The following is a 14,716-nucleotide window of genomic DNA, read 5'->3' as shown; positions in this document are numbered from 1 at the left end:
AATTTTGAGCGGCAGCGGCGTTCTGCCAAGCAAACACAGTGCAAACCGCTAGAACCAAGCCGGATGTGCCGTAAGCTCTGGTTCGCCTCAAAGTCATTGTTGCTGGACCTCTGCTACTCGCCGACACTCACCCTTACCACATCTGCTGACACTCGAGCCACGGTGACCACCGCGGTCACAGTTGGCGCATTTCTCATATTCAAGCTTTGATGTTGATCAACAGATCAACCCGCGCGTAGGGCGCGATTTGCGAGCGCCTCCCCATATCGGCGGTCCAGCAGAGATTCATTTGTCACAGGCCAGGCGCTTCATTCCGCAGGTATGCTTGACTAAGCCGAGGAGAGCGGTCGTTCAGGATGGCGCGGTCGCGTGCCAAGATTGGCCTCCGCTCTGGACGTTTGTCTCGCTAATGAGGAGCCTGCTCGGGTGCTGATCGCCACCGCCGGCGTCCGCTGCCGACAAGCGTGAATCCGCTTGGTTCCGCACCGATCGGTACTTCCCGACGGCGAGGTTGACCCGGCACGGGGTGCTCGTCGCGTATCCTGATTCCGCTGTCGCATGAACCCCACGAGATCGTGTCCCCGGGAGTGGTGTAGCTGACGGCTTGGTCGCCGCGCTCTCCGGCATGGGGCCGGGATGATCAGCGTGCCACGGCTGGCAGGCTGATGAGAGGATCATCGCTCATTTGGCTGATGGTTTCCCAGCGTCATGTATCTGGCGCGCTGGACGGCCCATTCATCATTCTGTTCAAGCAGCAACGCGCCGACGAGGCGGACGATGGCATCGTCATTGGGGAAGATGCCGACGACCTCGGTCCTGCGCTTGATCTCGCCGTTGAGGCGCTCGATCGGGTTGGTGCTATACAGCTTGGCGCGGTGCTCCCTGGGGAAGGTCATGTAGGCCAGCACGTCGGGCTCGGCGTCGTCCATGATGGCGGCGAGCTTGGGCACCTTCGGCCGGATCTGGTCGGCGACGGCACGCCATTGGGTGCTGGCGGCTTCTGGCGTCTCCTGGGCAAACGCGGTGGCGATGAAGGCGGAGACGACATGGCGGCCGCTCTTGCCGGCATGCGCCAGCACGTTCCTCATGAAGTGGACCCGGCAGCGCTGCCATGTCGCGCACAGCACCTTGGTGACGGCCGCCTTGATGCCTTCATGGGCATCGGAGACGACGAGCTTGACGCCCCTGAGGCCGCGGCGGGTCAGCTTGCGCAAAAACTCCGTCCAGATCGGCTCGGCCTCAGACGTGCCGACCTCCATGCCCAGCACCTCGCGCCGGCCGTCCGCGTTGACGCCGACAGCGATGATGACGGCGACCGAGACGATGCGTCCGCCGCGGCGCACCTTGAGGTAGGTGGCGTCGATCCACAGGTATGGCCAGTCGCCCTCGATGGGTCTTTCAAGGAATGCTTTGACCTTGCCGTCGATCTCTTCGCACAGCCGGCTGACCTGGCTCTTGGAGATGCCGCTCATGCCCATGGCCTTGACCAGGTCGTCGACCGAGCGGGTCGAGATACCCTGGACGTAGGCCTCCTGGATGACGGCCGTCAGCGCCTTCTCCGCCATGCGCCGCGGTTCGAGGAAGCCCGGAAAGTAGGAGCCCTTCCTGAGCTTGGGGATGCGCAGCTCGACGGTGCCGGCCCGCGTCTCCCAATCGCGATCGCGATAGCCGTTGCGCTGAGCCGTCCGCAGCGGGTTCTTCTCGCCATAGGCGGCGCCGGTGGCGGCGCCCACCTCCAGCTCCATCGGCCGCTCGGCGGCAAAGCCGATCATCTCGCGCAAGATATCGGCGTCGGGGGTCTTCTCCACGAGCGTGCGCAGGTTCATCATGTCGTCGGTCATCGGTGGTTCCTTCGAATCAGGTTGGTGTCAGCAACCCGACCTTACCGGGGAACATCGATGACCGCGGCAAAGCCGCTCGCTCGCTTGTATGGGCTAAACTTTGTCAAGGTGATCTTTCAGTCGTTCCGCCTCCTTGTTCAGCCGGTGGCGCCCATTTATTCCTCTTCGGCCCCGCGGTTCATTGGGCGCGGCGCGCAGTGACGGTCAAGGGTGGGCCTCTGGCCATCGCGAAGCGACTTGCCCTTGATGGTCACGAGCACGGCGGCAGCGTCACATTGAGCCGGTAGTTGCTGTTCGTAGAGGTCTACAATCTGCAAACCGAGGGGAGCTCGCCATCAGGCGCTGTAAACGCGCCGCAAGCTTGTATGCGGTTGATCCTCGCGGATCGAAAACCATGATGCAGCCATACGCATCGGCGGCGAAGCTCCGGGCGGTGGGCCCATTCTACAGCGCGGCGTCGTAAGCCATGTGAGCGACCGGGATCACCACCACCTCGGATCGTTATCGGCAGACACTATTGCAGCTGCCAAACTTCAATGCTCGTCCTATCGAACGCTCCTCCATGCTTTATACCGGACGCAGGGCTACTCCCGTCGGGATCTCGCCGGTCGTGACAAGTCGCCAGAATGCAATCAGTAGCTTGCGTGCCAAAGCCACGATCATCGTCTTGCGCGTACCGCCACGGCCATCGGCCGTTCTCGCGCAAAACCAGTGCCCCAGCGCGCTGTCCTTTTGGAATTGGAGGAACCGCCAAGCCAATAGGATCATGCCGTAGCGGACGCGAGCGTTGCCGGCCCGCGCAAGACCTTTCTCGCGCCTGCGTTGGCCGCTCTCATCCGGCGCCCCGGTAAGTCCGGCATAGCGAGCGATGGCTCTCCGATCACGCAGGCTGCGTGAGAGAATCTCATTCACCAGCATGTCCGCAGTCTCGATACCGACACCGATGATCCGCGAAAGAAGGCGAACCATTGCGAGCGGACCCTTCTCCGTGTCTGGAACCACCGAGAGCTGCCGCAACCGCTCCTGTTCGATCTCGTGGATTTGTTCACGCAACAGGTGAAGCCGTCCGAGATTACGGCGCAACTCTGCTCGGCTTCGTTCCGGTAGGGGCATACCTTCCGCCGTATGCAGAGCCTCCAGTTTCTCGGCAGCTTTGCGCAGATTGGGTTTGAAGGCGCGAATGCCGAAGCGAGCGAGGATTGCCTTGATGCGATTGACGATCCGTGTACGTTCGCGGACGAGATTGTCTCGTTCACGGTTCGGACGGCGGGCCTCCTCCTCATTGATGGTTGGGATAGCTGCCATGCTGCAGTGGCGCTTCTCGCCCCGCAGCCAGCCAAGAAAGGCGCGCATCAGCAGTTCGGTATCGAGGCGATCGGTCTTGGCACGCCGATGTTCACGGGAAACCGCGACGCTCGATGGATGTATGACATAAGCTTCGACAGCGCGCGCCTGGAGCCAGCGCGCCAACCAAAAGCCGTCGCGTCCAGCCTCATAGGCGACAACAATGCGTCGGACTTCACGCCCGGCTTGGATGGCTTCGCTGCGCCAGCGGCGCAACAGCCTGAACACCGAATCCGGGTCGGCATCGAGCTTATTGAGAGGGTTACGTTCAAAGCCAGGGACCGTAGCAGCAATGAGCCACTTTGTCTGGCTCATCTCAATCACTGCGACCAACGTGCTGTTCTGATCAAGGGCGGTAAGGGATTTGCTTGCATCAAAGGATGGTGACATGGGACGCTACCTTGGGTAGCTGCTCAACAGCGCCGAGGGTGCCACACGCTCGCCGCCGCCCATAGCATCTACGGCGCTGTTGAGGGCGCGCTCGCGAGCGGCTTCGCTACCGGCGAGCTACACCACGTCTGGGGACGCGACCCCCCACGACTTCGCTTAGCGAGGCCGAAGTTGATCTCTGCCATCTACCAGGTCGAACCATCAACCACCGCATATTTGTGTCGTAAGCTGACGTGCCGCGAATACCCCGTTTTCGGTAGGCGGGCTTTATGGCGGGCGCCCAACCTATTCTTGTATTTTTATTGATGTAAACAATGACTTATGGCGGTGAGGGAGGATTCGAACTCCGCGCTTGGAAGAGCGTCCTTCTCGTCTTCACCGTGCAGGCCGGTTACTCTGGGCGGCAGAGTGCCCTTCCGCGCTTCGTTTCCGATATCAGCGCCGGCAACTGACCAAGGCATAGCGGGCTCGTAACGATAAGGACGGTTCTCGCTATTTGAGGACCGCAACGGGTTGGCGAGTCTAGTCTGAGCGATCAAGCCCGCGCTCTGGACGAGGCCCATCCTCACAGAATGTTCGCCCACCGGGCCAAACGTGACGCAACGGAACGGATGGTTCACCCGTAAGGTCTTGGGGAGATTGCGAAAGGAGACCAGCATATGACCTGCGAACGAGACGTCGGCACGTTCGAAGAGCCCGTGACGGTTTTGCTGTCCTCGGGCAAAGTCAGTGTTTCGAGCACCCGCGAAGCCGCCGAAATGCTGCTTTACCGCTGGCCCATTGGAGAAACCGGGCGCCGCATCCAGGCTCGCATGGCGTGCATGAAAGTGCTCGGCGGCGGCAGCGCACCGGAGATAGCGCGCGTGGCATTTCTCAACGCCGCCAAGGAAGCGAAAATCCTGACTGCTTGACATCTCGTCAACGCGTGCCCCACCACTGTCCATCGTGCATCACTCTTGCAGCGGCCATTACATTTGTGCAAACATCGTGCGTCGATCACGCGGAGACGCCGAATGCTTGCGCGAGAAGGCTGGAGCCGCGGATCTGCACTCTACGTCGACCCGCGAGTTGACGCGCTCTGTGGCGAATTCCACGTAGAGATCGTCCCCAAGGGCCGCTATCGGAAAGAAGGCCAGACGCGCGCCGTCGGCTCCATCCGCCGGCTGCTCGACAATCATGGCGCTGAGCATGCACGGTTGGTCCTGTGTGTCCTGGCTGAGGGCCGCGGCGAACCACGCGCTCACCGAGAAAGCAGCCTGACGGCCGTCTCTGACTTGCTGCTGGCCGGTCCGGACCTAGTGGAGCAGGGCATGGCCGCCGTGCTCGAGGTTTTCGACGCGATCCCGCTCGGCGCATACATGGCGATCGTCAATGAGCTGCGCGGCCGCGTTCATCAGGGGCATGCGCTAGCTGGGATCCTTACCGGCGCCTCCGGGAGAGCTCGCTAACGCAAAGGAGACTATTCGGTCCCGGATGGCCAAGGCGGACGCCAGCGAGGCTGAAAAGGGCCTCATGGCGAGTTCGGACCATGGCTGCGCGATCAGCCTATCACGTACGATTTGGCTTTGCAGGCGATGCGGCTGGCCCGCGGCTGCTGACTAGAAGCGATCGGCCGAACCAAAGAAGAGGCGCTCCCTTGTTTCGCGCCGTATCCCCATCTAGCCTGCACTATTGTCAGTTGAGGTGACGGGTATGAAACAGAATCAGATTGGCATTCATCGATCATTCGCAAGCAACGCATTGGCCATCGGGCTTTTGATATCGAGCATATCTCTGGCAGGGTGCACTACAGTCTCAAATAGCGGTGCGGATGGTCGACGCCGCCGTCCGGCACCTATACGGATATTGTCGTTGTGACGGTCACCTTTTGAGATAGGCGCATGGAGCCGGCGCTTGCTGGGAATTGCCCAGGCCCGGCACGATGCTCCGCCCGACCCCCTACTCGTGCCGGGCACACTCCTCCGGCTCGTTAGTCACTGCTCTCAAGCGGCTCCCCTATCTCGAAGACGCTCCCGCGTGCTGAGCAGGCGGTTGATCAATTGACAAGCAGCGTCTATTTCGCGCCAAAAGGGGCGAGGGATGTCCTAGATTAGACTGGACCAGGCGCATAAGCGTCGGAGGCGTAGCCGTCGAAAACGAACTCGTGTTTGAGGTTCCGGTCCGCGGAACAGCAGTTATCCAGAAATGGAACTGACTTTGAGCTGTTTCGCTTGCCCGGTTGACAATCGAGGGGTCCCGTTCGGCGATCACCAAGCCTTTAAACTGCACGAGCTGTAAGCCCGTCCGTAAAGCACCCTTACCTTTAGTCGTAATACACGACACGGTCCCGTCCTTCCGACTTGGCGCGGAAGAGCGCCAGATCGGCCGCCTTGATGAGGTCATTTGGCGTGTGGTTCTCATCAGGCACCATGGTTGCAACACCGACGCTGATTGTCACCCGCTCAGAACCGTGTGGAATGCTCAAGGCTCGCACGCTCTGCACGAGCCGCTCGGCCATAGCGCCCGACTGCGCCTGCAAAATATCGACCACCACCACGACAAACTCTTCGCCGCCGTAGCGCGCCGCGAGATCGGTCGAGCGGTTGCAACTGCTTTGGATTACACTGGCGACGTGCTTCAGCACCTCGTCGCCTGCCATGTGGCCATAGGTGTCGTTGTAGCGCTTGAAGTGATCGGCATCGATCATAAACAACGACAGCGGGCTCTTCGTGCGGACCGCGCGCTTCCATTCCGCCGCGAGATATTCATCGAAGTAGCGCCGGTTTCCCAGACCTGTGAGACCGTCAATCCGTGTGAGACGTTCCAGCTCGAGATTCGCGCGCATTAATTGCCGCTGGCTTTCTCGCAGGGCCCTGTATGCCTCCTCTCGCTGAACGTGGTCAAGATAGGCCCGGGAGTGATAACGGACACGAGCGACCAACTCGATACGGTCCGGCAGTTTGACCAAATAGTCGTTCGCTCCGGCCTCGAATGCCTCGCCCTTGATGGCCGGATCTTCTTTACTTGACAGCACGATGACGGGGACAGAATGCGTCGAGGAATTCTTTCGGTATTGCCGTACCAGGTCCAGCCCATCAACGCCCGGCATGACAAGATCCTGCAGGATGACCGTTGGCTTCACTTCGTCGGCAACTGTAGTCGCTTTGAGCGGATCGGTGCAGAAGTGGAAATCTATGTCCGGCTGGTTTGCGAGCGCGCGCCGGACCGCTTCACAGATCATTATCTGGTCGTCCACCAGCAGAACCATTGACGAGTAATTGTCTGCCAGGGGTGAGACGAGATTGGATTTGCCCGTCATAGAATAACCTTTCAGCAAGATCGGCCGCACGCCTCGATTAGGCGCGGGGCGATTGAGTCAAGTGGTAGGATCTCGACAGCGGCACCGATGGCAGCGGCGGCCTTGGGCATCCCATAGACCGCACTCGACGCGCTGTCTTGAGCGATTGTCAAATGCCCTTTGTCGCGTAGCAGCTTGAGCCCTTGGGCACCATCTCTACCCATGCCCGTGAGCAAGACACCGATCACGACACCCGGCCACCACTGCGCGGCGCTCTCAAGGAATACATCTACGGAGGGACGGTAGACGTTGTCGTGCGGCTTCGGGGTATAGCCGAGCTTGTGGGCTGACTTGAAGACGAGATGATCAGCCGTGGCTGCAATTAGAACGGTGCCGGCCTCGGGCTCATCTCCTTCGCGTGCAGGACGGATTGGAAGCGCCGCATGCTGGCCGAGCCAGTTTGCAAAACCGGGTACGAACTGCGAATCGAGATGCTGTACGAGAACTATTGCGGCCGTGAAATTGCTCGGAAATGCGCCGAGGATCGCGGCAACAGCTGCCGGCCCGCCCGCAGACGCGCCGATGGCAATAAGGTGCTGTGCCGATGACACAGACGGGGGCAATGTCCGTGTGCCCCAATTTGAAGACGGCGCGTCACGTACGAGTTTGCTGATCGTCGTTATCTTCTTGATAATAAGCTGTGCGGACCGTCCGGACCCCGGGCCGTCAGAGCCGATCGAGGGGATGTCGACCGCGTCAAGCGCGCCATACCCCATTGCTTCATAGACACCAGGAATGTTGGCCTCAATGCTCGCCGTGACCAGCAGAATCAGGCATGGCGTCTTCGTCATGATCCTGCGCGTAGCCTCGACGCCATCCATTTCCGGCATCACCAGGTCCATGAGGATCAGGTCCGGGAGGTCTCGTTGGCAGGCCTCTACCGCCTCACGCCCGTTAACGGCGATCCAGGCCACCTGATGTTCCGGGGTTGATACAACCAATCGCCGCAGAAGCTCGACCGCAAGAGGCATATCGTTGACGATAGCGATCCTCATTGATGGATCCGCACGCTGCGCCTCATTCTGTCGCCTGGCCGATCAGGTCGACGACTGCATGGAGCAGTGTCTCGTCGTGGAAACTCCCTTTAGTCAGGTAGTAGTCCGCGCCGGCGTCAAGACCTCGCCTGCGATCGTCTTCGCGATCTTTGTACGACACGATCATGATCGGGGTGTTCCCGAGCCGGCTGTCCTTCTTCATCAAGGCCACCAGTTCGATGCCGTCCATGCGCGGCATATCAACATCGGTGATAACAAGATCGAATGATTCAGACCGTAGGGCGTTCCATCCATCCATACCATCAATCGCCACCTCGACCTCATAGCCGTGATTGTCCAGCAGCTTGCGTTCGAGCTCACGTATCGTCAAAGAATCGTCGACCACCAGAACGCGCTTGCGCCTCCTCTGATCGGGGCTGGTAGTACCACGCCGCAAGGTGCGTAATCCGCCGGACGACGCGAGCTTGTCTACTGATCGGATCAGATCGTCGACATCAACGATAAGCACGGGCGAACCATCTTCCATCAACGCCGCCGCGCTGATGTCCTTGACCTTGGCAAAGCGAGGATCTAGCGGCCGGACCACCAACTCGCGCTCGCCCAGGAAGCGATCGACAATCAACCCGTGGGTTTCACCGTGATCACCATTAATCAGAACGACTGAAAGTTCATCGGCGTCTGCTTGCGGCTCAGCGCGGTCAAGAACCTGGTGCGCGGTGACTAGTCCGATCTGTCGATCCTCGAAGCGGAAATGCGGCCGGCCTTCGAGCAGTTCGATGCGCGTGCGCGGCAACTTTATCGTGCTGGCGATGCCTGCGAGCGGGAAGGCGTATGGCTCCCCGTCAATGTCGACGAGCAGCGTGCGGAGCACCGACAAGGTCAACGGCAGCTGTAGTTGAAATCGGGTTCCGAAGCCGAACTCTGAGGAGACGGTTGCGAGGCCTCGGACCTGCTTGGCCATCGCCTGTACGGCATCGAGCCCCACGCCGCGTCCGGAGATGTTGCTAACCGTCGCTTTCATCGAAAAGGCTGGCAGAAACAGAAATTCGAGCAATTCCGCTTCGGCAAGTCTGCCGACGGTCTCCTCTGTCGTCAGGCCGCGCGCCACGATCGTCTCGCGCAGCTTGTTCAGATCGATTCCCCTTCCGTCGTCCGCGACGATTATCTGCAGCAGGCCCGCATTGTGCCGTGCTTCGAGCCTGATGACACCTTCTTCAGATTTGCCGGCTGCTATACGTTCGTCGGTCGTTTCGAGCCCATGGTCGACAGCATTGCGGAGGAGATGGCCGAGTGGTGCCTCGAGTTGGTCCAGGATGTCGCGATCGATGCCAGTTGAGCCCCCGACGATGTCTAACCGCACGTTCTTCCCCAAGGTTCGGCCAAGGTCGCGCACCGTCCTTGAGTAGTGCCGGACGCCATCCTCGAAGGGGCGCATGCGACTCGCCAGCGTTTCGTCATAGAGTCGATTCGCAAGGTCGGTGGCTCTGCGGTCAATCGAGTCCAATTCGTTAAGGCGCTCTGCGAGGAACGTCTGGCTCAGCCGAAGTTTTTGCAGCGCCTCTGCCAGTGCTTGCACCGCCCGATCGTTCTTAGGAATCTCGGCCAGTGCGTCGCCTAGCACGTCGAAGGCAATGGCCAGATCCGACTGAATCCGTTTCAGTCGAAGTAGACCGCCCGTAAACGGCCTGAGGCGACGAGCCTCCATCAGGGACTCACCGGCAAGCCCTAGTAAGCGGTTTAGACTATCGGCCGTCACCCGCACCATACGGTCGGAACCGACGCCGCCATAAGGTTGAAGAAGTGGTTCCGATCGAGCGAGGACGCCCGTTTCCTTCGCCGAAGAGGCCCACGGCGCCTCCTGCGGGGCAGCATTTGAGCCGGCGAGCTCCGTCTCTGATACTGTAAGCACCTTGGCTGTCGATGGGGAGGATGCCTGCTCAAGCGCCAGCAGAAAACCGGCTATTTCCAGTTTGGCGCTCTCATCGGCCGAGGCAGGCTCACTGGCTATGGATCCGAGGAGATCGACGCCTTTCAAAAGTGTATCGATGTGCTCGCGACTCAGGCTGAGACGCCCCCGCTGTGCGGCGACCAGGCACTCTTCCATCGCGTGCGCAACTTCCACCGCCGGCGTCAGATCGACGATCCGGGCCGCCCCCTTCAGCGAATGGGCAGCCCGCATGCAAGCGTCGAGACTCTGGGCGGACACGGGATCGCGTTCGAGCGCTAGCAGACCGGACGTCAGGGCCTGCGACTGCGTCGCCAGTTCGGCCCGAAAGAGGTCGAGCATCGAAAATTGGCTGTAGTCCGCGCCGCTCATGCGATAGCTCGATCGAGCATGGCCAGCAGCAGCGCCTCATCCAGACAACCGACCGCGCCCCTTCGCCACGAGACCATGGCTGCCGTCATGGTCGAGGACGCCTTGCCAACGGTAGCAGGCACGGCAAGCTGGTCGCTCTGTTTGAATCGATAAATGCCGTGCATTTCGTCCACAGCAAAAGCAACGCGCTTGTCGCTGTTGCCGACGACGATAAGACGCGGAAATGCCTTGGTCCGCGTGTCCTGTACCCGCGTTTTGCGGTCGTCTACTCCGAGCAGTTTGGCCAACGAAACGCAAACCAGCAATTCGCCTCGAACATTGACAATGCCGAGAACCGCACTGTTCCTGCGGTGTGGCAGCGAATGAATGCTACGCAGCTCGGCCACTTCTTGGAAGCAGCCAACCGGAAGCGCCAGCCATTCCTCGCCGAGACGAAAGACAACGACCGTCTGAAATGCACTGCCCTCGGCATTCCCGACTGCTTCATCGGTCCTTGCCTGGGCAAAATGTCGGGCCCACTCGTCCCGATAGCCGGGCGGCAGCGGACGGTTCAGGAGGTTCCGTGCGATTTCCTTATAGGTCGGGCACTTCCGGCAGTGGAGATGCTGCTCCAGTTCAGGGCACGATCTGTCACCACGAACGCCTATTTGCCGCCAGCAGTCGCCGATGGCGATGTCCGGCACCGATGATGCGCTACCGGGCTCAGCTGACATCAAGTGCCGCTCCTTTTCCCAATCCGACCGAGCCGCCCGGTGAGTGCCTCGGCACCGGCGATGTCACCCTGCTTGCGAAGCAGCAGCGCAAGATGCGCGAGGGCTTCTTGATGGCGGGGTTCGAGATAGAGGGCCTTGCGATAGTTCTGGATCGCCTCGGAACGCGCATCTTCTGCATCCTGAGCTAGCCCGAGCAGATAGAAGATTTCCGGCGAGGGACCGTATTCCCCGAGATGCGTCAGCGCGAGTTCCTTTGCTTCCGCAACTCGTCCGGCATTGGCGGTGCGTTCTACAGAAGCGAGGCTTTGGGCCGCCCGCTCGGACGGGTGGACGGAGCGCTCCACTTTCGCTGCATTACTGGAGGCCGGCCGGATCGGGCTCAGCACTTTGCTGACGTCAGAGATAGGAGCAGGGGTGGCCGGACCGAAGCGCGACTTGGAGGGGGCAACCGTCTGGGGCGCCTTAGCCGGCTCCACGTTCGTGAACGCAAATGCCATGGGTAATCGCGCTGAAGCAAAGCCGTGCAGAATCGGAAGGCCTGATTCCGCTGGACCGACGAGCAGCAGGCCATCTGGCGCGAGGAGGGTCTTCAGACAAACCAGCGCGCGGTCTTGCAGGTTTCGGTTGAAATAGATCAGCAGGTTGCGGCAAAAAATAATGTCGTACGGTGCCGGCCCATACGAGGCCGCAGGATCAAACAGGTTGCCAAGCCTGAATCGGACTTGCTTCAAGACCCGCACCTCAGGCCGTAGTCCGCCTTCGGCCGCTTCGAGATAGCGCCCTCTGAATTCGAGAAAATCGCCGCGAAATGAGTTGCGCCCGTAGACGGCGCGCTCGGCGGCCGCGAGGTTGCCCGTGCTCACGTCGACAGCGTCAATCTTGAAATCTTGGGCGCCGAAACCAGCATCGAACATGGCCATCGCCATCGAATAGGGCTCTTCGCCTGTCGAACACGGGAGACTTAAGAGCATTATGGGTTGACCCGGCCGCATGCGCGCCCGTGCATGACGCGTCATTGCAGTGAAAGCTTCACGATCTCGGAAGAACCATGTCTCCGGTACGACAACCGCGTTGATCAGTTCCTGGAGCTCGGATGGGTAGCCAGCCAGCAATTGCCAATAGTCTTGAAGCTCACTGATCCGGCAGGCTGACATCCGCTCCCGGAGCGCGTGACGGATCACCGACAGACCGACAGTGCCGCTGTCCAGTCCAATCTTTTCCCTCAGTAGCTGTTCGACCGCACCAAACATCATGAACTCATCGCGACCTGACGGAACAACGTTTCGCGAATGTCGTCCGATAGCAGCGCTTCGGCCCTGACCCACTGGACAAGTCCTCTATCGTCGGACGCCACGGGGCCCAAGTAGGGCGGAGTTCCCGCCTCCATCCCGGACGGCGCGAAGTCAGAAGGATCCCGCTTGAGCATATCGGTCGCTCGTTCAGCAACAAGCGCAAGCAGGTGGTTCTCACCATCCTTGGTTGGATAGCGTATCAGAACGATTCGTGTGCTCAGCACCAGCGCCGAGGGGCGGCCAAGCGCAAGCAGGCTGAGATCGATCATGGGAACGGGTAAGCCCCGGCAGTTGATTAGGCCTACTACGCCGTTCGGCGCGCCCGGCAGCCTTCTCACGCCGATGTAAGGCAGGACCTCTTCAACCTGCTCCATGTCCAGCACATACCGGTCGCTACCTATACAGAACCCGAGGAATAGCATTGTCGTCCTAGCTCGCAGGCACCTCTCGCAGCGCCCGCAGTTTGAAACGGGAAATGCTGCTGCGTAACCCGCCCGAAACCTGATTGAGTTCGGCCCATCGCGCTTTTCTGCGGCCCGCCGTTTCGCCCGACATCATGGAACGATATCGCCCCCCATGTATTAGAAACCCATGGACACTATGGAACCCCACGGCCACGGGATGGCGGCCGATCTTTTGGCATCGGAAGTTGCCAATGCCAGGCAGCGCATCCACCGGACCGAGCTCGCGCTTCAACGCACTGACGAAATGCTGGCCGAAAATCTCGCGCTGTGCCGCAGGATACGAACTGCGGTCGAGGCCGCAGACCGCTTGGTGAAGATCGATTCCCCCAGCTTTGAAGGACGTCGCGTGGATTGAACTGGGCCGGCGGTTCATTCGTCGCGACCTTCAGGCCACCCGGCGCCACCACTCGCGCTCATGCACGGCGGCAACCAGGTCGACAGACGGCGAGCGCGGCTCATCGTGCGTGCCTGGTGCTCGGCGAGGAACCTGTCATCGGGCATGCGCTCCACTGCCTGGGCGACATGCGCGAGCGACTGGTCGATCCAAGCGACGGCGGAACGAAATGCCATCGCGCGCGCGGCGTTAGCGCCAACAGAAGGAAGACGCGGGGCCTGAGGCCCCACACCCCCACTCCGTTCCGCTTCGCGGACGAATATGCTCGCTCCCTCGCATGCGGCACTATCCGGTGTTGAGCCATATTGCTTTTGAGAGCGAAGGATGCGGCTGATCGCCGCATAGCGGCTGATCTCGGCGTCGATCTGGCTTGGGGTAAAGCCTCGGCGTTCGAGCTTCTTCCGCAACATGCAGCGACCAGTAGCGCTGTCCGGCTTGGTAGGTGCGAGCGTTCAGCGCGGTTGGTAATGCTGCGAAGACGTAACCTTGCACCTCGACTAAGGCGATCGGTCCCTTGGGAACAGTGCCGTCGGTATGGAAAGATCGCATCGGCACTGTCCTTCCAGCCCTGATTGAAGAGGCCCGTATCCGCTGCCCTGCTGTAGGTAACGAACCCCTCCCCATTGCGGGCTCCGACTTCTTCCATCCAAGCCGTGGCAGCACCCAGTGATTCCCAAATGCGATCGACAAAGTCCTCATCTCCGGTCCTGTCGGCCGAACGGCAACTCGCGAAGCACGGCCATCTCGCCCTTGCGCGTTTCGTGCATGATCTTGCCTGGGTCTGCGTCTCCGAAGACGGAAGTCTCGGTCGATTGGTAGCGGGCGAGAAACGCCAGCACGCCACGGGCAAGCTCGGGATTGAGCCAGAGCATCTGCAAGGCGGAAATGACTCCGTCGCGCCCGAAGGCGGTTGAGAACCATGGAATGCCGGCATACGGGTATGGTCCCGTCTCGAGGTCGGTTGTCAGGAGCGCGATGTCTGCACGTGTGCGGGCCAGCCAGTCATTGAACACGCGTCCGGAACTGAAAACGGTGGCGCCTTGCCGGCGCTTTGAGCGAATCGCACATCGCGCTCGCGCAGCGGCGGGACGAAACCGGTCACTGGACGGAATCTCTTCGCCGTGACCGACCATCCAGATGGAGGATCCTGCGGTCACGGCCCGGCACGACAATGCGGAACTCGGCGTAACTGGAATGCACCTGATCCGGCTCTGCAATGACCGACCGGCGCGCCACATTATCAAGCCCTTGGTACCGAAATGTGACGCTTGCCTCACCAATCAGCGCGTCATGGGCACGACCGCGATGGCTACGCGTGGTGCCGCGCACCGCGAACATGTCTCGGAAATCGGCATCGAAGTCGACACGGACCGGCAACGCAATCTCGCGCGCGAAGTAGTTGGTGAAGGTAATGCGCTCGAGCAACGGGGGTCTTCGCGCGAGCCAGTTATCCGATCTCCCGCTCAGAAAATTCAGCCAAATATTCCGACCTCCTGATGGAACCCATTCGTTGCGGGCGAGTTGCGGCTCATTGGGACGGACTTCCCGAACATGACAACGAGCAACAAAGCAGACCATCAGTCTGTCTCCGAAGCGTTTCGGAAACTGATCCGTTCCGAAGGCTATCGT

14 protein-coding genes and 1 pseudogene are annotated in these 14,716 nt (G+C 60.6%); 4 read left to right on the top strand and 11 right to left on the bottom strand.

The window, feature by feature from the left end; genetic code table 11:
- Positions 1-210: hypothetical protein (locus tag NKJ35_RS30320; RefSeq protein ID WP_352651296.1), on the top strand; the 210-nt coding region annotated here is incomplete at its 5' end.
- A 430-nt stretch (positions 211-640) separates the two neighbouring features.
- Here NKJ35_RS30320 and NKJ35_RS30315 read toward each other — a convergent pair.
- Positions 641-1,841: pseudogene (locus NKJ35_RS30315) on the bottom strand (IS256 family transposase).
- A gap of 567 nt (positions 1,842-2,408) precedes the next feature.
- Positions 2,409-3,575, bottom strand: coding sequence for an IS110 family RNA-guided transposase (locus NKJ35_RS30310; RefSeq protein WP_352651294.1), 1,167 nt, complete (start codon positions 3,573-3,575; stop codon positions 2,409-2,411).
- Between the two features lie 698 nt (positions 3,576-4,273).
- Between NKJ35_RS30310 and NKJ35_RS30305 the strand changes: the two genes are divergently transcribed.
- Both NKJ35_RS30305 and NKJ35_RS30300 read left to right on the top strand, forming a co-directional pair.
- The gene (locus NKJ35_RS30305) at positions 4,274-4,486 is read left to right on the top strand and encodes a DUF982 domain-containing protein (RefSeq protein ID WP_352651292.1); all 213 of its coding nucleotides are present in this window, start codon (positions 4,274-4,276) and stop codon (positions 4,484-4,486) included.
- Positions 4,487-4,588: 102 nt separating this feature from the next.
- Entirely contained in the window at positions 4,589-5,023 is a 435-nt protein-coding gene (locus NKJ35_RS30300; protein ID WP_352651290.1) for a hypothetical protein, read from the top strand.
- Between the two features lie 854 nt (positions 5,024-5,877).
- On the opposite strand, the gene NKJ35_RS30295 is transcribed toward NKJ35_RS30300, so the two are convergent.
- From NKJ35_RS30295 to NKJ35_RS30270, 6 genes are read right to left on the bottom strand one after another with little or no spacing between them, the layout of a single operon-like run.
- Entirely contained in the window at positions 5,878-6,873 is a 996-nt protein-coding gene (locus NKJ35_RS30295) for a diguanylate cyclase (protein WP_352651288.1), read from the bottom strand.
- 11 nt (positions 6,874-6,884) lie between these two features.
- Positions 6,885-7,907: a chemotaxis response regulator protein-glutamate methylesterase gene (locus NKJ35_RS30290; RefSeq protein ID WP_352651286.1), complete on the bottom strand. Its 1,023-nt coding sequence runs from the start codon at positions 7,905-7,907 to the stop codon at positions 6,885-6,887.
- A 22-nt stretch (positions 7,908-7,929) separates the two neighbouring features.
- Entirely contained in the window at positions 7,930-10,224 is a 2,295-nt protein-coding gene (locus tag NKJ35_RS30285; protein WP_352651285.1) for a hybrid sensor histidine kinase/response regulator, read from the bottom strand.
- Positions 10,221-10,937, bottom strand: a complete 717-nt coding sequence (locus NKJ35_RS30280; RefSeq protein WP_352651283.1) for a chemotaxis protein CheW — start codon at positions 10,935-10,937, stop codon at positions 10,221-10,223. The genes NKJ35_RS30285 and NKJ35_RS30280 overlap by 4 nt, the downstream gene beginning before the upstream one ends.
- Positions 10,937-12,190, bottom strand: coding sequence for a CheR family methyltransferase (locus NKJ35_RS30275; RefSeq protein ID WP_352651282.1), 1,254 nt, complete (start codon positions 12,188-12,190; stop codon positions 10,937-10,939). The genes NKJ35_RS30280 and NKJ35_RS30275 overlap by 1 nt, the downstream gene beginning before the upstream one ends.
- Positions 12,187-12,651 (bottom strand): chemotaxis protein CheW, encoded by a 465-nt coding sequence (locus tag NKJ35_RS30270; protein WP_352508170.1) that lies wholly within the window; start codon positions 12,649-12,651, stop codon positions 12,187-12,189. Before NKJ35_RS30270 ends, NKJ35_RS30275 begins: the two co-directional genes overlap by 4 nt.
- A gap of 199 nt (positions 12,652-12,850) precedes the next feature.
- On the opposite strand from NKJ35_RS30270, the gene NKJ35_RS30265 reads away from it, so the two are divergent.
- Complete coding sequence (locus NKJ35_RS30265; protein WP_352651280.1) at positions 12,851-13,048, top strand: hypothetical protein; 198 nt, start codon at positions 12,851-12,853, stop codon at positions 13,046-13,048.
- 14 nt (positions 13,049-13,062) lie between these two features.
- Here the strand turns inward: NKJ35_RS30265 and NKJ35_RS30260 are convergent, their stop codons facing one another.
- From NKJ35_RS30260 to NKJ35_RS30250, 3 genes are all read right to left on the bottom strand, one after another.
- Positions 13,063-13,497 carry a hypothetical protein gene (locus tag NKJ35_RS30260; RefSeq protein ID WP_352651279.1) on the bottom strand — a complete coding sequence of 145 codons (435 nt, stop codon included), beginning with the start codon at positions 13,495-13,497 and terminating at the stop codon, positions 13,063-13,065.
- Positions 13,498-13,782: 285 nt separating this feature from the next.
- On the bottom strand, positions 13,783-14,100 hold the full coding sequence (locus tag NKJ35_RS30255; protein ID WP_352615280.1) for a glucosidase family protein: 318 nt from the start codon (positions 14,098-14,100) through the stop codon (positions 13,783-13,785).
- 85 nt (positions 14,101-14,185) lie between these two features.
- Positions 14,186-14,716, bottom strand: a 531-nt coding sequence (locus tag NKJ35_RS30250) for a glycogen debranching N-terminal domain-containing protein (protein ID WP_352651277.1), incomplete at its 5' end; no start/stop codon positions are given.

Origin of the sequence: Mesorhizobium sp. M0136 (assembly GCF_040322515.1) — a bacterium.
Lineage (GTDB): Bacteria > Pseudomonadota > Alphaproteobacteria > Rhizobiales > Rhizobiaceae > Mesorhizobium.
This window is presented reverse-complemented; position numbering and strand designations above follow the sequence as displayed.